This window comes from Pseudobacter ginsenosidimutans, from assembly GCF_007970185.1.
GTDB classification, from domain to species: Bacteria; Bacteroidota; Bacteroidia; order Chitinophagales; family Chitinophagaceae; genus Pseudobacter; species Pseudobacter ginsenosidimutans.
In genome coordinates, this window is sequence record NZ_CP042431.1 from 4,038,612 (window position 1) to 4,058,298 (window position 19,687).

The window sequence follows — 19,687 nt, forward strand, 5'->3', positions numbered from 1 at the left end:
TGGATTATTGTTGTGAGTGAGACAATTGTTTGAAAACATCGTCGAGCAGCGATTTTTCCAGGCTGATCTCGGAGAGGCCCCAGTTGTTTTCAATACTGGTGCGGATGATCGTTTGTGTAATGGTTGAACTACCGGAGAAGTACAAATGACAACTATTGGGTGATACTGCTTCCACTTTGGTGATGCCGGGTATTCTTTGCAGCTCGGATGCAGCAGGCAGGTTATCCATCTTCACAAAAATGGTTTGCGGTTGTGCATAGCTGTTGAAGGCATCGATGGAATCGGCGAACACGATCCTCCCTCCTTCGATCATGATGATCTCGCGGCAGAGCAGGTTGATCTCGGAAAGCACGTGAGAGCTCAGTAATACGAGGTGGTCATTGGCGATCTCACGGATGAGTTTCCTTGCTTCGATCACCTGGTTGGGATCGAGGCCATTGGTGGGCTCATCCAGTATTACCATTCCTGGCTTGTGAATGATGGCCTGAGCAATACCCACCCGTTGCCGGTAACCTCCGGAGAGATTCTTGATCAGGCGCGAGCTGAAATGCGTGATGCCGGTCTTTTCCATTGCTTCCTCTACAGCGCTTTTGATCTTTATTCTTTCGATGAAGCGAAGCGTAGCGGCGTAGGTGAGGTATTCATTCACGGTGAAGTCTGCATACAATGGCGGCGTTTGCGGAAGAAAGCCCAGTTCTCGTTTGGCGCCCCTGGGATCTTTTCTTTTATCGATGCCGTTCACATACACTTCGCCTTCGGTTTGGTTCAGTACACCACAGATGATGTTCATGGTGGTGGATTTGCCGGCTCCGTTGGAGCCAAGCAAACCCACCACGCCTTTCTGATTGATCTCGATATTGATATCCCTGATCGCCCAGGCAGTGGCATAACGGTGTGAAAGGTTTTCTACTTTTAATAATGCACTCATGGTATTGTGTTCAGCTTTTTTATGAATCGTTTTTCAGGGGCGGGTCAATAGTTGGGAAAGAAATTAAGTTTCGGCAGGTTCTCTCCGGTACCTCCACGTTTACCGGTAAGCACCAGGGTCATGGGCTTATGGAGGAAATTATTGATGCTGGAATAATCCCCGATGGAATTTGCCGTGTAAGCAGCCAGTAATGCTTCTGTTGTGGCATCGCGTATTTCAAATACATAATTTGAAACCGACATGTCTGCCGGCAGCGGGATGAAAGCCGATACGGATTTAAAATCCAGTTGGCTGATCAATGATCCATGGGGCTTACCCTGTATGTTAGCACTTACTGGCTGACCATTGCTCATATTGGCAAAGCGTACATAGGTAACACTGTCTTTACTGAAACCAGGCAGCTTTTCTTCCAGCAACAGCGCTTCTGCCTGCTGCGCTCCGCTGTAAAGGAAGAGACTGTAAATATTCCCGCTTTGCAGCGTGAGGTCGCCACTCCATACAGGCTCATCCTTCGGCATCGTGTCTGCTGATGCATAAAAGGCAAAAGGTTGAACGGCTTGTTTGGAATGGATCTTTGTATGATTACGCGGAGGCAGCAGCAATGCTGTATTGTATTGAATGGGATGTTGGCCACTCAGGTTCGCTCTTATGGTTATGCCATCTTCCAGTGCGTTGAAGAGCATCACTGTTGCCGGACTTTCTTCCGGCGTCTTTTGTTTGGAGCAGGCGCCTGCCACTACTGTCAGCAGTAGTAATAGCAGGTAGTTGATATTGTAGATGCGCATATGAACTTTTTTAAGGTGATGGGAGAATCAGAGATTGGTGTATCCTGGATTTTGCTTCAGGTTGTTATTGTCCCTGATATCGTTCAATGGAATTGGGTACAACAATTGATGATCTCCATCCCAGGGCATTTTGTAAGAGAGAACAGAGAGCACTTCAGAGGCTTTGCCTGTGCGTTTGAGATCGAACCAGCGATGGCCCCATTCAGCGAACAGTTCCAGTTGTCTTTCCTTTGCGATGGCGGCTGTAACTTCTTCCGCAGAAAGATCGGTTGGAAGCAGGGTGGCATTCGCTCTTTCCCGCAGTTTATTCAGGTCATCGATAGCGTCGGTAGTGTTGGAAGAAGACAAGAGCATCCTGGCCTCTGCGCGGATCAGGTAGAGTTCCGGCAGGCGCATCACCACATAATATTCCAGCGGGGAATCATATGGGTTGGTGCTGCCGATCTTGTATTTGGCGGGCAGAAAGATATCGTCTGACTGTTTTATCCAGGCAGCTTTTCTCTTATCGCCTGCTTCAAAACTGTTCACCAGTTGTTCATTCAACCTGAATCTGACAGCCACCACATATCCTTCCGGAGTGGCGTTGCCGAGCATGCTGATATTGTTTTGTTTGAGCTGGAGGATGGCTTCTTTGCTGGTGCTCAGGAAAGCGTTGGAAGGGTCGTCCAGTTGATAGAACAGCGTTTGTCCGATCACGTTGGTAGCGCTGGTGATAGCGCCCTGGTAGTCGCCGGCAAAGAGGCAGGCCCTGGCCAGCAGCGCTTCTGCAAACCACCTGTTGATGCGTACACGCTCGGATTTTCCGGCAGTATAATCCGTTTGAAGCAGGGGAATAGCCTGCCTCAGATCGGCCAGGATCTGTTCGTACACTTTAGCCACAGGAGTTCGGGTGAGCCTGGCCGTTTTATTGAAGTCGGTGGTCAGGGGCATGGGCAGGTCGCCAAAGAAATTGACCAGGTTGAAATAAGCGAAAGACCTGATGGCAAGCGCTTCTCCTGTCAGTTGTCTTCTTGTACTGTCGGTCAGATACTCCGATTCTGAAGCAGCGATGCCTTCGATAATGGCATTGGCATCGAAGATGGCTTTGTAGGCGGAGCCCCAGAGATCTATGCTGGCCCCCGCCCTGAATACGGTCAGCTTGTTGGTGTTGAAGAACAGATATGTTTCATCGTCCAATTGCGAGCGCAACTCATCGGAGGCAAGTCCGCCAAGGATAGTGCAAAGCCCGGCAGAGAAATTCTTTTCAGCTGTCAATGTGATCAGGTTTGCCGTGAATCCGTTGATCATTTTGGAATACAGCGCCGATACGGCCCAGTCAGCTTCCTTATTACCGGCAAAAGCCTGGCTGGTAGTAACAGTGTCTACCGGCGCATCGATCTCCACCAGTTTTTTACAACTGCCCATGAGAGCGGTCAGCGCCAAAACAAACAGCCAGTGAGAATATTTTATCGTATACATATGAACGTTGTTTAGAAGTTGAGGGTGAGTGTGGTGGTGATCACTCTGGTGAGTGGCGTGAAGCTGCTGAGGCTTTGTACTTCGGGATCGATGCCTTTGTAGGAAGTGATCACGAAGAGGTTCTGGGTTTCGGCAGAAAGCCTGCAACCCTGCATCCTGATCCGCTGCAGCCATTTGGCAGGAAGATCATAAGCGATGCTCAGTGTGTTCAATCTCAGATAGGAGCCATCCACGAAGGCGCCGTCGGAAGCGCCGAGATAGCCAAGATTACCTGTGGCGGTATACCTGGGATAGAGGGCCTTGTCGCCTGCTTGTTGCCAGTGATTGTTCTTCACTTCATCGGGCAGCATGAAATTATTCATGGAGCCCACTACCAGGTTGAGGAATGGATCCTGGGCCATACTTTTCTTGAATACGAAATGGGTATAAAGTGAAAAGTTTTTATAGCTGGCCGTAGCGCCAAAACCTCCTTCGAACCTGGGTGCACGATCGAATTCGATATATCGGTCGTCACTGGCATCCCTGGGGATCGCACCGCTTCCGGCCTGCACTTTGCCATCCTTGTTGCGGTCTTCAAATGTATAATTGCCGGTGAGCGGATCGATGCCGGTATAGTGCAGGAGATAGTTGATGGTGAGTGGCTTCCCGATGATATAGGAATTGGCGTAAGAAGAATATTCGAACCCGGGATACCTGACCAGTTTGTTCCTGTTCCTGCCGATATTGGCGTTGAGCCTGATATTCCAGTCCTTTGTTTGAAGAACATTGCTGTTCAAAGAAAACTCAAGTCCGGAATTTTCCACCACTGCATCCCAGTTGGCGGTAACAGACGAAAATCCTGTATAGGAAGGTGTGTTTACGCCGGTGATCTGATTGCCGCTACGGTTGCTGTACCAGGATACGTCGAAGGTGAGCCTGTCTTTGAACAGGGAGAGGCTGGCGGCAACTTCCAGTTTTTTGGTGCCTTCCCAACCATATTCCGGGTTGATGGACCTGGCAATATGGAAGCCGGGCGATCCATTGTAGTCGTATATTCTCTGTGCAAAGTTGCTGATATCATAAGCGCTGGCCCAGCGGGTGATATAACCGTAATCAGTACCCGCATCCCTTCCGGTGATGCCATAGCTGCCGCGGAATTTGAGAAAGCTGATCCAGTCGGGTAAAACACTCTGCATCCATTTTTCATCGGAAGCGAGCCAGGCAAGCCCTGCCGATCCGAAATTACCGAACTGTCTTCCGGGACCAAACCTGGACGAACCATCCCTTCTTCCGCTCAGGTTGATGATATATCGATTGTCCCAGCGGAAATTGATGATCCCGTAAGCGCCGCTGTATTTGTAATCGGCGCGTGAATCGGTACTCTCTTTCGCCATGGCGTTGTTGATGCTTCTGATAAGGTTATCGTTGGGAAAACCCATTGCTATAGTGGTATTGCTTCTCGCAATAGCCTGCTGGATGGTGGCGCCCACCTGCACACTCAGATTGGCCTTTCCGAAAAGTGTGGTGTATTGTAATTGCGGGTCTACTGTCCAGTTATTATTGTTTGAGGTGCCGAATACAGCCTGGGCGGGACGGGGGAAAGCCGGATCGTAAGCTGCTGCGGGCATGAACATCGCATTGTTGTTCTGCGTGATATTGTATCCTGCAGTGGAGGATAAGGTGAGTCCTCTGATCAATTCGTAACGCAGGCTGATGTTCATGTTCATGAAAGTGGACTTACTTTCACTGGGTGTTTTCAGGCCGGTGAAACGGAAGCCGCTTATGTATTGTTCCCTGTAAGGTTCGAAATTGAAGTCGCCATTCTTGTCATAGAGCGGTGGAGCATTGGGAGGAAGGAACATGGGGTTTTCCACCCGGTAGGCATTGATGTCTGTAAGGCTGAAAGCTGCGCCTGCATCTACCTGGAACTTCTGATTGAGACTGGTATGGCTCAGGTTCAGTCGCAGTCCGCCCACATTGTTCTTGCTGCCATTGTTCATGATCTCTTTCCTGGTCTGGTAATTGGCAGCAATGCTGTAAGCAGTTTGCGCCATACCGCCGGATACGCGTGCGTTTACAGAGAGAACATTGCCGGTGCCGATGAGCTCGCGCTGCCAGTCAGTATAGCGGGTAGTGTCCCAGTAGGTGAGATCGGGTGCATTGTACCTGCCGGGTTGTACGCCATCGTTGCGCAATGCTTCACGTCTGACAGCGAGGTATTCAGGCGTGCCCGGCAATTTTGCTCTTTTGGGCACAGTGAGAATACCATTGTTGATGGCCATATTGAAACGGGTAGGACCGGATTTCGCTTTTTTGGTGGTGATGAGGATCACGCCGTTTGCGCCGCGTGAACCATAGATGGCGGTGGCATCGGCATCTTTCATCACATCAACACTCTCGATGTCGCGGGGATTCAGGAAGAGCAGCGGATTTTCGCCCGGCGTGTTCACCATGCCGCTTTGAATAGCGCCGGTTGAAATCTCTCCACGCTTTGTATAGGGGCCTATTTCAAGGCTGGTTTGCGGAATGCCATCGATGATGTACAATGGTTCTACCAATGCTCCTGCATTGATGGAAGATCTTCCCCTGATCTCCACTTTGATGGGGGCGGCGGAATTGCCGGTAATGGTGCTGACAGACATGCCGGGTACTTTTCCTTCCAGCGCCTGCAAAATGTTCATTACGGGTTGCCTTTCTATTTCTGTGGCCTTGATGCTGGTGACATTGCCGGTAGCATAACGTCTGGATGTTTTGCCGTAAGGGATGATCACCACTTCATCGAGTATGGAATTGGAGCGCGTGAGTTTGATCAGTACATTTTGTTGATTGGTGATCAGCAGCTGACTGCGTTTAATACCTTCTGTATAGCCGGGTTGCTGCGGAAGGGCAGAAGAACGGTCAGCAGTAATTGTTTCAAATTCTTCTCCATTGAGCCGGATGGCAATAGGATTGAAGCCTACGGCAGAGATATCGAGCACTTCACCGTTTTTTACTTCCAGCGAGAAACGTCCGCCTGTTCCGGATGTGGTGCCTCTTTTGGTGCCCCTGATGCGAATGCTCACATCCAGGATGGCTTGCTCCTCTGCATCGATGATGCGCCCGAATACAGCTGGTGCATCGATGAGGAGGTGTTCATATACAGGTGGTGCAGTTGCTGTAAGATGCGAAAGAATGATGGTCTTCTCCTGTATGATGAAGCTCACCGGTTGATCTTTGAAAACCATTTGCAGTAATTCCTGCAAAGGCATATTGTAAGCAGTGAGCGTAACAGGATGCGTGTTGTTCAGGATCTCTTTATTGTAGAACACAACATAACCTGTTTGTTGTTTGATGGCGTTGAATACATGCTTTATCGGAATATCCTTTCCGGAGATCGTCACGTTTTGCGCGGATCCTTCGGCATGTACCTGTAAGAAAGTGAGGGTCAAAAGCAGGGCGGTTAATTTCATAACCAGCAGAATTTTGGTGATGGGGCTTCGTCTTCCCCGCTCACTGTAAGGTGCGAGCGGGTTTGAACCTGACCCGGAAGCAATTTTTTGCATACCTTTGGGTAAGTTTTGGTGGTGAACAATAAGGGATAATCGCCTGGTTGGGGCCAACGAAACTGTCGCCGGGAGTGCCACGAACACTTCCGGCTTTTTTATTGGTCCCGGTTAAGATAATAGGAAGGCTAATGGTTGCCGGTATTCCACCGGACATTCATGAAGGAAAGGTTCTGCTATTGTTATGGTATCATCTTAAATTTCATCTAGCCCTATTTGGGCAACACGATGAGTTTTCGCCCATCCAAACGGTAACGGATACCCGATTTCTCGAGAGCGATCAATACGCCGTTGAGCGTCATATTCCTGCTCATCTCTCCGCCGAATTCGATTCCTGGAATTCCTTTTTCGTATGACACATCGATGTCGTACCAGCGCTCCAGTTGCTGCATCACTTCTTCCAGTGAAGCGCCTTCGAAGTTGAAGAAGCCGCGCTGCCAGGCCATCACCTTATCGATATCTGCATTACCGATAATATGCAGCGCATCGGTTACACGTGCCTGTTGGCCGGGCTTAATAACAGAGCCATTCACTTTTACACTTCCTTCGATCAAAGTGGTATTCAGGCTCTTTTCATTTTCATAGGCGCTGATATTGAAGCTTGTGCCCAATACTTCGATGCTGGCTTTGTTGCTTGCATTCACTATGAAAGGCTGCTTTGCATTTTTAGTTACTTCAAAATAAGCTTCGCCTTCGAGTTCCACTTTCCTGTTTTTGGCTGAGAAGATTGTAGGATAGCGGATGGAGCTGGCGGCATTCAGCCATACATGCGTGCCATCCGGCAGCGTGATCTCGAACTGCCTGCCCCTGGGCGTTGACATGGTATTGTAGGCAATATCTTCTGCTTTAGAATCGGATGGGCTATACTTGAGTTGCCCATCCTGCATCGATACGTATGATCCATTCTGATCTGCAAGTACGCCATTGTTCATGCTGTCGAGTACCAGCTTTGTTCCATCTGCCAGCGTGAGGATAGCACCTGATTTTCCGGGTGCGATCTCATGGGCAGGTACTGATCTTCTCTCTGCCAGTTGTTGATCACTGTTGTTGCGAAGCCTGAGGAAAATGGTGGCCGATAAAGCAAGTATGATGATGGCGGCCGCTGCAGCCCGCCAACTGCGCCAGATGGGGATGCGTGGAACGGATTGTTCTGTATTCTCCCATTCTTTCATGGCTATCTCCTGGTGAATGGAACGCAATAGTTCCGGGTTGCTGAGTTCATTCAGATCGGGCAATGTTGCCACGATGGCTGCGTATTCATCGATCAGCGCATCGAACTCCTGCTGATCCAGTGTCTGCATCCATTCCTGAAAGGCTTGTTGCTCTTCAGGGCTCACCTGGCGCAATGCGTAGCGGGATAATATTTCTGCTTTATTGATCATACCGGCTTTATAAAACGATTGCCGGTAAGGGGAGGGGACGGGCAGGTGAAAATTTTTTTTAGCTGTGGAGTGAGCCGATGATCAGTCCACCTACTATTACAGGCAGATCGCCTTTTTCAGCGATATATGTTTTCAGGAAGGTCCTGGCTTTCTGCAATTGTTTCTTTACTACTTCTCTAGACAGGTTCATGCGGCCGGCGATCTCATCAATAGACAACCCGTCGAACACGCTGAGGGAAAAGATCTCACGACGGCGCTCCGGCAGTGCATCGATGCCCCGGCGAGCAATGCTCATGTATTCCTTTAATTGTAACTGGTTGCCGGTGAGCTGAACAGATTGCTCCTGTAACTGAGCATAGTGGCCGATATGATTGGATTGAATCTTCTGTAGTTTCAGTAAATCCAACAACCTGTTCTTTGCCATACGCTGCAGGTAATATTCCAGGTGTTCGATCCCCGCCAGATCATTTCTTTTGATCCAGCATTTTACAAAAGTATCCTGAAGAATAACATTCAACAGATGTGCGTCGGATCGTGTAAAAGGAGTAAGGAAGAGTCTTAACCGCGGTTCATAATAATGATAGAGGGTGTCAAATGCAGATTTGTCGCCGGTTGCAAGGCGTGCCAATAATTCTTTTTCTTCGTATGAACCTTTGATCGGCAATGTTTGAAACAGGGTTGGCGGTTAATGTTTGCAAACTATAATAAAAAAGCCAAATGAGGGGAGACCTGTAGAAGTAATTAACAACTGTCGTTACCCAGATTGTTTTTTCTGTATATTTGGCGCACCTACCAAGAAACCCGGTCCCTCCGGGGTATAAATCCAATAGACTTGTTACCATGTCTCTGCATTTGCCTGTACCAGACAATGCAAAAGCAACTCCTATTCTTTTTCCCTTAAATGCGAGCTCCTGATTAGTGCAGTTATAGCAAGCATATGACCTGCTATGGCCTGTGCATGTATTGTCCCATACCTATTCAAACCATCAATAAATCCGAATTATGAAATCCATTTTTTACTTACCTCTGAGTAGGGGGAGAAAAGCTTCTACTGTAAGAAGTTTTTTGATGATCCCTGTGCTGCTTTTTCTTTATTTATGTAATTATGCTCAAAGTCCCGGTGGCGTTTCAACCGGTCTCAGACTTTGGGTGAAGGCAAATGCCGGAACAGTTGTTGCCGGCGGTAAAGTGACCGCCTGGAATGATCAGTCGTCCGGTCTCCGTCATCTCACCACCACCTCCGCCACTTATCAGCCACTGGCTGTAGCGGCCGGGGCGGAGTACAATTTCAATCCATACCTTAGTTTTGACGGAGATTTCCTCCGTTACACTGGTAATGTTCTTCCTGACAATTCCGGGGCTTCTATTTTTTCTGTGGCCAGCTACACCAGCGGTACAGCTTACAACACGCTTTGGGATTTTTATGCCAATGATCCCACCATTAACACGCAGGGGGGGCGCTGGTTGCTTTACCACAGCGGAGCGGCGTATCACAGCGCGCCATTGCTGAAAGGCAAGCCTACCCTGGTCAACAGCCATTGGCAACACAATATCGCTATCAGCACCATGATGGATATCAATGGCCTTCAGCAGGTAATGAACAAGCAGGTGAATACCAATGGGAACAACTATTTCCTTGGTGCCGGTAATACCAGCAGCGGTGAAGCCTGGGAAGGCGGCATTGCTGAGAATATCGTGTATGATGCACCGTTAGCTCCCACTGATCAGGCAAAAGTGAATTCCTATCTGGCCATTAAGTATGGCATCACACTCGATGCCGATCCCGGCAGCGCAGCTGTCAATTACAATTATATTTCTTCGGCAGGAACTACCATCTGGGATGGTGTTGCCAACAGCAGCTATCACCATGATATCACCGGCATTGGCCGTGATAATGCTTCAGCCCTGATGCAGCTGAAATCGAAAAGCATCAATGATGGATCGATGGTTACCCTGGAAATTGATCCTCCCTCAGCTGATGGTTCATTTCTTGTCATTGGCGACAATGCAGGAAAGGGCGGGCTCACAACTCCGTATTCACCCAATAGCTTCACATCCGCTATTCCATATTTCCATTTCGGAAGGATCTGGAAAGTGCAGGAAACAGGCGTCACCGGTGCCTGCACCCTCCATGTTGTTTCAACTACTGCTACTCATCTGCTGGTGCATAACAGTGAGGATTTCAGCACAGGTACGCCGGTTGAGATAGCCCTGGTGAACGGATATGCGGATGTTGATTTCTCCAATGGACAATATTTCACTTTTGCAGGTCCGGCCAATGCTCCGGGAGGCGTGATCCAGGACCTGGCCTGCTGGCTCAAAGCCGATGCCGGCACCAGCAGTACAACACCCGGTGCATCTGTAAGCGGTTGGCAGGATCAGTCGGGTAACGGCAACACACACACGCAAGCAACTGCCGGAGCACAGCCCACCTATGTTGGCGCAGGAGGAAGTTTTCTCATGAACTACCAGCCGGCTCTCAGGTTCGATGGCACCAATGATAAAATGTCTGCACCGGCCTATATCAATACACAGCTTCCCGATAACAATGCTGTGCATGTTTTTGTGGTATCGAGGATCAATGCCAACAGTTCCACTGCCTGGCAAACCACTTATGGCGTGATCGATAGTTGGGTGAATGCACTCTGGTACAACAGAACGCCCGGCAATTACCTCGCCGGTAATCAGATAGCCGATACCAAAACGGGTGTACTGTATGGCATCACCAGTCATATTATGCCGAAAACTGTCGGTACCACCAAAGTGATCTGGAACGGCACTGTAAAAACTTTCTCCAATCTGAACTATAATAATACAGGCACCACTTATTCAGTAGGCGGAGACGTAGCCAATGCAGATTTTGTTGGAGGGGATATCCAGGAAGTGATCGTTTACAAAGGCGCTCCCAACCTGGATTTCGATGCCAGCAATCTTGCAAAGATCCAAACCTATCTCGCCATCAAATATGGTATTTCACTGGACCCCGCAGGACAAGCGGATTACGTTTTGCCGAATGGCACCCTGATCTGGACAGGCGCCGATCACCCCGGATACCAGTATCATATTTTCGGACTGGGAAGGGATGACAACTCCGCTCTCTATCAGAAACAGGCATTCAGTTATGGAGATTCTTCCATCACTGTTTATCTCGGCAGTCTGGCCGGGCTGAACAACGATAACAATGCAGGTATCGCCAGTAACAACAGCTTCCTGGTTTTAGGAGATAATAACGCCAATGGGTACACGGTAGTGAATTATGCTGCCGGCAAATCATTTCAGAACGGTGCTACCAGCAAGCCTCTGAATGCACTCACCAGCAGGATCTGGAAGGCAGATGCTACCACGCAAAGCAGCTGGTCTGTGAATATCAATACCAATAAATTCAGGTATGCCAGCTATGTGCTGGTGAGCGCCGATCCTGCTTTCCCTGATGCTACAACCCGTATCTATCCTGTTACCAGCAGTGTGGCAGAGAATGTGGTCATCAATGATGGTGAATACTTCCGCTTTGCTGCTTTTGTAAAAGCACCTGGAGGCGTAGTGAATAATCTGGCCCTGTGGATAAAGGCGGATGCAGGATTGCCCGCGAGCGGTAAAGCAGGCATATGGCTGGACCAAAGTATTGCCGGTAAAGACCTGCAACAACCCAATACCACTTATCAGCCAACCATCACCAGTGGTACTGCAGTCAGCAACTTCAATCCTGTGCTCACATTCGATGGTAATTCCATCTACCGCAACCAGGACCTGGTTCAGAATACAACCGGGTCAGGCGCTTCTATATTCAGCGCCGCAAGACCAACAACTATAACGGGAACCCGCACACTATGGGACTTTGCTTCCAATATGCCTACGCTGAATGTGATTGGCTCCAACTGGAACTACTGGAATCTGGGCGGAACACATAGTGTATTGCCTGTAGCCGGACAAATGCAGATCGCCAACGCACACTGGCTGTTAGGTACCACCGGTAGCAGGTTGAAAGAAGTGAATGGCAACGGTGAGGTCGCTACGGGTTCTCCTGTAACACCTTCTACCAGCCAGTACCTGATCGGGGCAGGTAATACTACCAATTCGGAAGACTGGATCGGAGATATAGCGGAGAATGTCGTTTACAATGTAAAACTTACTCCGGCAGAACTGGTCAGGATCAATACTTATCTCGCCATCAAATATGGTGTTACGTTGAGGAATACCACCACTTATCAATATGAGGCTACAGATGGGACCCTGATCTGGGATGGCGCAGGCAGCGGCAGCTTCCATAACAATGTGGCCGGTATTGGTGCTGATGAAATGGAAGATCTTAACCAGAAGCAATCGCGCAGCGTGAATTCCGGTGACCAGATCACAGTTGGGCTTGGAGAAATCGCAGTGGATAATATTTCCAACACATCCGTGTTCAACCAGGATATAGCTTATCTCGTTTGGGGTGATAATGGCGTCACCAATGCAAACACCACACTTGTGTCCGATTATGGTGTAGGAGTGAACATCAATCATCTCAACAGGGTATGGAGGATCGAAAACAACCGGGTGAACCAGGTGGTGAGGATCAGTATTCCTAATACATTACAACCGGGTGCGCTGGTGGGAGCCTGTGAGCAATACAAGCTGATCACGTCTTCTTCCGGAACTATCAGCGGTGCCTCCATTACATCTATCCAGCCGGTAGCTGTCGATGGCAGTAACTACGTGGTAGACTATACATTCCCGGCAGGCGTTTCTTATTTCACGCTGGCAAGGGTAGACCCTGCTTCTTCAGGTGTAGTTGTGCTGCCTTCAGAAAATACACAGGCTGATAATTTCGCCGATTGTTCCACCAATGAGTGGATCTACTTCTATGCAGATGCTGCAAAAGCACAAAAGCTGACTGCGATGTCTGATTTCACAACGGCTTATCTGAACAATCTCACTGTTGATATCACACCTGCCGGTTATGGTTATGCGAGTGCTTCCCGCGAATCTTCGCTGATGCCCCGCATCACTACAGTAACGGATGCAACGGCCGGAACTTTCCCTGCTGCGAAGATCAGGATCTATTACAGCCAGGAGGAAATGGATAACAGCATGATCCCCGGCGCTATCACCAATACCTGGCTCAAATACAGCGGTAACGCCAATGCGGTGATTGCCGATCTGCAGAATGATGGAATATTCGAAGCGCCATTCATTACTGCATTAACCCCTGATGCTTCCGGTGTTGAGGATGGAGTGAACTATGTGGAATTCCACAATATCACTTCCTTCTCTTCTTTCATTCATGTTTCCACCACAGAGCCTTTGAATATATTGCTTCCGGTGAAACTTGGATCATTCAAGGCCATCAGCACTGAAGCGGGCATCCTGCTTAACTGGACTACCGTTCAGGAACTCAATAACAAGGGCTTTGCTGTTGAACGTAGTGTTGATGGAACCAACTGGCAACAACTGGCATTTATTCCATCGGCAGCAAAAGATGGCAACAGCAACACGGTGCTGAATTATCAGTTTACAGATGTTGCTCCGGCCAATGGCATCAATCACTACAGGCTGAAGCAGTTGGATCTTGATAACAGAAGCGATCTTTCAAAGATCATTTCTGTGAGATATGAAGGCGCAAGGAAGTTGTCTGTTACACCTAATCCGCTGAGCAATGGATTTACAGTGGTGAGCGGATTGAATATTGGTGATGAGCTTCGCGTACTTGATCAGTCCGGTGTTCAGGTCTATCGTCAGCGCGCAGGTGCATGGCAACACAGGATCGATCTGCGCAAACAGCCTGCAGGCATTTATTATCTGGAAATCATAAAGGGAAATAATAAAGAATTATTGAAGATCATAAAACAGTAAGTACGGATTTCAACAAAACAGGAAAGGCGCAACCGGTAAGGCTGCGCCTTTTTCTTTTGCAATAGCGGTTCTCTTTCTACATTTATCTTATTATCATGAGCTTTTCCCGCAATCTGCTATCTTTATACTGTAATTAAACCAGCCCGTTTGATACTCAGACCCCTTCATAATGAGATAATATTACTAAAACAAGTCTCGGAAAACCATGAGCCTGCTTTCCGTCAGTTGTATGAAGGTTATGCTCCCGGCGTGTATGCAGTAGCACTTCAGCATCTCAAATTGCCGCATCTGGCCGAAGATATCGTGCAGTCAGTTTTTCTCAAACTATGGGAAAACAGAACAGAGCTTACATCCATTCAGCATTTTGCTTCCTGGTTCTATACGATCGTTCGTAATACCATTGTAAGTTCCCTGCGCAAACAGGGCAGCCATGAAACCTATATCAATTACCTGAAAGAAAGGATGGAAATTGCCATGGACAGTCCTGAGCTGCATCTGATGAAAAAAGAACAGGTGAAACTGGTTCAGCAGGCCGTTGACCAGCTCAGCCCGCAACAGCGGACTGCTTTCAAATTACAAAGGGAAGAAGGACTGAGCTATGAAGAGATCGGGCAGAGAATGGGTATTGCCACCAATACCGTTCGCGTGCATCTTCACAAAGCCATGGAATCTTTACGGAATTATATACTCACGCATAGCCCGAATGGCGCTATGGTGGCCTGTTTGCTGCCCCTTATCCTGCTTGACCCGAATTTTTTCTAAAAAAATGTTAAACGGCACTAATACTTTTTCCTGAGCTGCGCGACTTTATAATTGTATGTCCACACCCTCTGCTCCATATGATGAATTGATCAACCGCTTCGTGACTGAACATTTGCAGCCCGAAGAGGTGGATACATTCTTTGCCTTCCTGGAAGAGGAAGGATTTCGCGAACGTTATGGCAACAGGGTGGAGCAGGATCTGCTTCAGCAGACATGGGAAGGATGGAAAAATGCACAACAGGCGGAGCTGCTGTACCAGAAGATCGTGCAGGCCGGAGGGATCAAACAGGAGGCAAAGGCAATTGTAATGCACCGTTCACATTTCCTCAGAACAGCCTGGTTCAGATATGCAGCGGCTGTCGCGTTACTGATCATCGGGGCTGCTGCTTACTTTATTTTCAGACCAGCTGCAACAGGCAAAGAACTGGCGCTGAAAAAAGTGGAAAAAGAAAATATCGTATTGCCTGGCAGCAACAAAGCAGTATTGACACTTTCCAACGGTCAAAAAATGGATCTGGGGAAAGATGATGCAGGCACTATCCGTGATGGCGCTATGAATATCGAGAACCAGGAAGGTCAACTGATCTACGCCGGCAATGCAACAATGGATCCAGGTGCTTTGAATACCATCACAACACCCAATGGCGGTATGTTTCAACTGCTGTTGTCCGATGGAACGAAAGTATGGCTCAACGCAGCCAGCAGCATCACGTATCCTGTAGCTTTCAGTGGCAGCAGGAGAGAGGTAAGCATCACCGGTGAGGCTTACTTTGAAGTGAAGCAACAGAAGAACAAACCCTTCATCGTGAAAACTGCCGGAGAAGAAATTACTGTTCTGGGTACTGCTTTCAATGTGAACAGCTACACTGATGAACCTTCAATCAGGACGAGCCTTGTTGAAGGTGCTGTAAAGATCAACAATACAATCCTCAAACCCGGTCAGGCCTACTCTAACGGAGTGGTGGCTGCAACCGATGTTCGTCAGGACATTGCGTGGAAATCCGGGTACTTTGATTTCGATAAATTACCTTTTGACCAGGCCCTCCGTCAACTGGCCCGGTGGTACGATGTGAAGATCGTATATGAAAATGGGATCCCCCGAGAAGAAATGTTCGGGAAAATGGAGCGTACTCTGACATTGAACGATGCATTAGGAGGTCTGGATGGCACAGTTGCCACTTTCAGGCTGGAAGGTAACACGGTCCGTGTGACTGCTTTACTGAAGTAAAACCTCATCTTACTGTTTCTCGAAGTATAGCCGCGTCTATACCGAAAAAAACCGGGAATGCTTGGAACCATCCCCGGTGACTGTTTCGGGATAGCGTTGAAAAACCATTGTTGGAAGTTTATTCATCAACCCAAAACTGTTACAAAAGTATGTTATTGACTGCTTATTGTAACCGGCGGGCTACTGCTTTTTTGAAAAACCGGCAGGAGCCTCACTGGTTCATCACCAAAACCTTGCGTGTTATGAAATTAACCGCATTGATGCTATTGATCTGTGGTTTGTCTCTGAGCGCTAAGACTTCTTCCCAAACCATCACTTTCTCCGGTAAGAATGTGACGATGGAGAAAGTATTTGCTGCCATCGAAGCACAAACAGGTTACGTGATCATCGGAAGTGCAAGAACTATCAAAAGCACGGAACGTGTTTCACTTCAGGTATCGCAAATGGCGCTTTCCCGTTTTCTCGAATTACTCCTCGAAAGCAAGCCTATAGAATTCGAGATCAGATCAAAGACCATCTTTATCAAAGAGAAACCCGCAGCCAGGGCCATCAGTCCTTTGTCCCTGTTCAATCGCGCAGCAGCGCCAATATCCGGCTATGTCCGCGATGAAGAAGGTAACCCTTTGTCCGGCGCAACTGTGAGGGTCAGGCGAAGGAACATCCTTATGAACAACGCTACTGTTACAGATGCGCAAGGCCGTTTTACCATCAGAGCCAATGAAGGGGAATCCCTGGTGATCAGCTTCATTGGATTTGTCAGCCAGGAAATCAAAATTGAATCTGGTAAGGAAATCAACATTACGCTGGTTCGTACAGACAGGGAACTGGAACTGGCTACAGTAGTAGTGAATACCGGATATCAGCGCATCTCCAAAGAACGCGCTACCGGCGCTTATGATGTAGTGAATAAAGACATGCTTCAGAAACGCCCCATCTCTAATCTCTCTACCGCATTGCAGGGCATGGTTCCCGGCATGCAGGGAAAAGAAAAATCAGATGGCAGTTTCAATTTCCTCATCCGCGGTACCAGCTCCATGTATGCAGATGCCAAACCATTGGTGGTAGTAGATGGATTCCCTGTTGCGGATACCAGCTTCACTACTATCAATCCAAATGACATCGAATCCGTTACAGTGTTGAAAGATGCTGCGGCAGCTTCCATCTGGGGCGCCAGGTCCGCCAACGGTGTGATCGTGATCACTACCAAACAGGCCAGGGCCGGGCAAAAGCTCAAAGTGGAAGTGAACGCATTTACCAGGATCGGAGACAAGATCGATCTCAACCAGGTGACAAGAACAGCCGCTCCGCTGGATTTTATCCGCTACGAAGAGCTCGCCTGGAAGAACAACTGGGCGCTCAGCAAATTCAGCGGCTCCTTCAACCAGCTGCGCACATCGCTCACACTTGCGCAGGAACTGCTCTATGCCAATGAAACAGGTAAGATATCCGCTGATGCCATGAACCGTGGGCTGGACAGCCTGCGCCGTATCGACAACAGAGGGCAGATCGAAGATCTGCTCTTGCAACGTCCCGTGCTCAGTCAATACAATATCAATATCTCCGGCGGAACCGATAAGATCAGGAGCCTGGCTTCCTTTATGTTCGAGAAGAATAAAGATGGTTTTGTGGGTAACCAGTACAACCGTTTCATGTTCAACTTCAATAACCAGTACAGGCCCACGAAGTTCCTCAGCTTCTTCGCCAGCGCATCCATTCAATACACCAATCAGACATCAAGCGGGGCAACGGTTACAGAGCTGGAGCAGTTATCGCCTTACGAAACCCTGCTGGACCCTGATGGCAGTTACAGCGTGAACCTGAAAGGGATCAACAGGGGATTGTTTGCCACTCTTCCGGCAAAATCTCTGCCTTATGAAGACTGGAGCTTCAACCTCCTGCAGGAAGTACGTGAAAGGGAATTCAAAACAGAAGACCTGAATGCCCGCCTTCAACTGGGTATGACCATCAATATCATGAAGGGATTGTCTTTCGATACAAAACTTCAATACGAAAGGCGCAAGACGGATTATCAGAACTACTACAGCGAGAACACGTACTTCGCACGTGATATGGTGAATTATAATATCGACTATACACCTGCCACACAAACTGTGAACAAAGTGTTCCTGCCCAAAGGCGGTATCCAAACGCCCCGCCAGTTTGGTACCAATACCTGGATCAACAATACCACCAACGAAAGCTATGTGTTCCGCAACCAGCTGAACTTCGACCGCGTTTTCGCAAGAAAGCACCAGGTAACTGCTATTGCCGGTTTTGAGTTGTCGCAATATGAAGTGGATAATATCGCCAATCCCTGGCTCTATGGCTATTATCCCGATAAGCTGCAGAGCAGCGCGCCCCCTTACGGATATGGCAGCGCTGGCAATACTTTCAAGAATATCACCGGCAGTACCGGGATAACCCTGCAGGGCGGTAATCCCATCATCGGCTGGGGGCTGGACAGGTATGTTTCCTTCTATGGCAATGCAGCGTATACCTATAACCGTAAGTATACATTGTCTGGCAGCATCCGCGCCGATGCGTCCAACTATATCACCGATGATCCCAGTCTGCGCTGGTCGCCCTTCTGGTCCGTTGGCGGCGCCTGGAATATCGGACGTGAGGATTTCATGAAAGATGTTGCTTTTGTGAATAATCTTTCATTGCGCGCTACCTATGGAATGAACGGTAATGCGGAAAAGGGAACTTCCACCAAAACCCTGCTGAATATGGGCACTTCACTGAATGCCACCACCGGCACCATTACTGCTACTATCTCGGACTATGGCAACCCGTTATTAAGATGGGAGAAGACCACCACTACCAATATCGGTGTTGATTTCGGACTGTTCAAAGGAAAGCTGGTGGGTAAGATCGATTACTACAAGAAGAATGGTTCCGATCTGGTGGGACTGGTTACGCTTGCAGCTGCCAATGGCACAACCAGCCAGAAATTCAACAATGCCAAAATGGTGAACAATGGTATCGAATTGTCGCTGGGAACAGCATTCGATATACCCGGTATTCCTGTTGAATACCAGACCATGGTCACTTATGCATACAACAAGAACAAGATCACTGATCTCTATTATCCCGCTATTTATGGATATGATATGCTGAGTGGTAATGCATTCGTACAGGGTAGTCCCATTCAGCCTGTTTATTCTTACACCTATCTTGGTATGAAAGACGGAGAGCCTTATGTAGCCGGTGTGAAAGGAACGCCCAACCGTTTCGATGACCTGGCATTGCACAACAGGGGACTGGGATTGCAATACCTGAACTATGAAGGAACGGCCATTCCTCCGCATACGATGAGCTGGCTGAATACTTTCAGGGCATATGGTTTCAGTTTGAATGTGCTGTTCACCGGAACGATGGGTGGCGTATACCGTAACCCGGTATTCAATTATGCCACTACCATCGGAGGCGGAAAAACATTTGTGGATCGCTTCGTGTCTGAAGTATTTGCCGGTAATCCCGATATACCATCCTTTCCGCAGGCAAATGATCCCGGCACTTACCGCTGGGACAGGTATGCGCCGAATTTGCAGGGACTGGTGGAAAGCTCTTCCTATATCGAGTGTAAAGAGATCATGCTGGATTATACATTTCCCGATAAACTCAGCAAAGCTGTGCTGCTGGAAGGCATCCGCGTATATGCTCAGGCCAGGAACCTGGGATTGGTGTACCGCGCTAACAGCAGAGGGTTCCATCCCGATTGGCTGCCCGGAAGCAATCGTCCATTGAGGACCATTACCCTGGGATGTAATATTCAATTCTAAAAACGG

At 48.6% G+C, this 19,687-nt stretch carries 10 protein-coding genes; 4 read left to right on the forward strand and 6 right to left on the reverse strand.

The genetic code is table 11. The features are described 5' to 3' along the window. Window positions 1-4: 4 nt before the first annotated feature. The 6 genes from FSB84_RS16200 to FSB84_RS16225 all read right to left on the reverse strand — a co-directional run bounded on the left by FSB84_RS16200 (window position 5) and on the right by FSB84_RS16225 (window position 8,738). Entirely contained in the window at window positions 5-928 is a 924-nt protein-coding gene (locus FSB84_RS16200; RefSeq protein ID WP_130538979.1) for an ABC transporter ATP-binding protein, read from the reverse strand. Window positions 929-972: 44 nt separating this feature from the next. Continuing rightward, window positions 973-1,713: a hypothetical protein gene (locus FSB84_RS16205; protein WP_130538980.1), complete on the reverse strand. Its 741-nt coding sequence runs from the start codon at window positions 1,711-1,713 to the stop codon at window positions 973-975. 27 nt (window positions 1,714-1,740) lie between these two features. Next, complete coding sequence (locus tag FSB84_RS16210) at window positions 1,741-3,171, reverse strand: RagB/SusD family nutrient uptake outer membrane protein (RefSeq protein WP_130538981.1); 1,431 nt, start codon at window positions 3,169-3,171, stop codon at window positions 1,741-1,743. Window positions 3,172-3,182: 11 nt separating this feature from the next. Then, window positions 3,183-6,599 (reverse strand): SusC/RagA family TonB-linked outer membrane protein, encoded by a 3,417-nt coding sequence (locus FSB84_RS16215; protein WP_158643946.1) that lies wholly within the window; start codon window positions 6,597-6,599, stop codon window positions 3,183-3,185. A gap of 305 nt (window positions 6,600-6,904) precedes the next feature. Next, the gene (locus FSB84_RS16220) at window positions 6,905-8,074 is read right to left on the reverse strand and encodes a FecR family protein (RefSeq protein WP_130538983.1); all 1,170 of its coding nucleotides are present in this window, start codon (window positions 8,072-8,074) and stop codon (window positions 6,905-6,907) included. A gap of 58 nt (window positions 8,075-8,132) precedes the next feature. Beyond that, entirely contained in the window at window positions 8,133-8,738 is a 606-nt protein-coding gene (locus tag FSB84_RS16225) for an RNA polymerase sigma factor (RefSeq protein ID WP_158643947.1), read from the reverse strand. A gap of 338 nt (window positions 8,739-9,076) precedes the next feature. Between FSB84_RS16225 and FSB84_RS16230 the strand changes: the two genes are divergently transcribed. From FSB84_RS16230 to FSB84_RS16245, 4 genes are all read left to right on the forward strand, one after another. Beyond that, window positions 9,077-13,906, forward strand: a complete 4,830-nt coding sequence (locus FSB84_RS16230; RefSeq protein WP_130538985.1) for a T9SS type A sorting domain-containing protein — start codon at window positions 9,077-9,079, stop codon at window positions 13,904-13,906. A 147-nt stretch (window positions 13,907-14,053) separates the two neighbouring features. Beyond that, complete coding sequence (locus FSB84_RS16235; RefSeq protein ID WP_158643948.1) at window positions 14,054-14,668, forward strand: RNA polymerase sigma factor; 615 nt, start codon at window positions 14,054-14,056, stop codon at window positions 14,666-14,668. Between the two features lie 55 nt (window positions 14,669-14,723). After that, window positions 14,724-15,896, forward strand: a complete 1,173-nt coding sequence (locus FSB84_RS16240) for a FecR family protein (protein WP_130538987.1) — start codon at window positions 14,724-14,726, stop codon at window positions 15,894-15,896. Between the two features lie 242 nt (window positions 15,897-16,138). Then, window positions 16,139-19,681: a SusC/RagA family TonB-linked outer membrane protein gene (locus FSB84_RS16245; protein ID WP_158643949.1), complete on the forward strand. Its 3,543-nt coding sequence runs from the start codon at window positions 16,139-16,141 to the stop codon at window positions 19,679-19,681. Window positions 19,682-19,687: the final 6 nt, after the last annotated feature.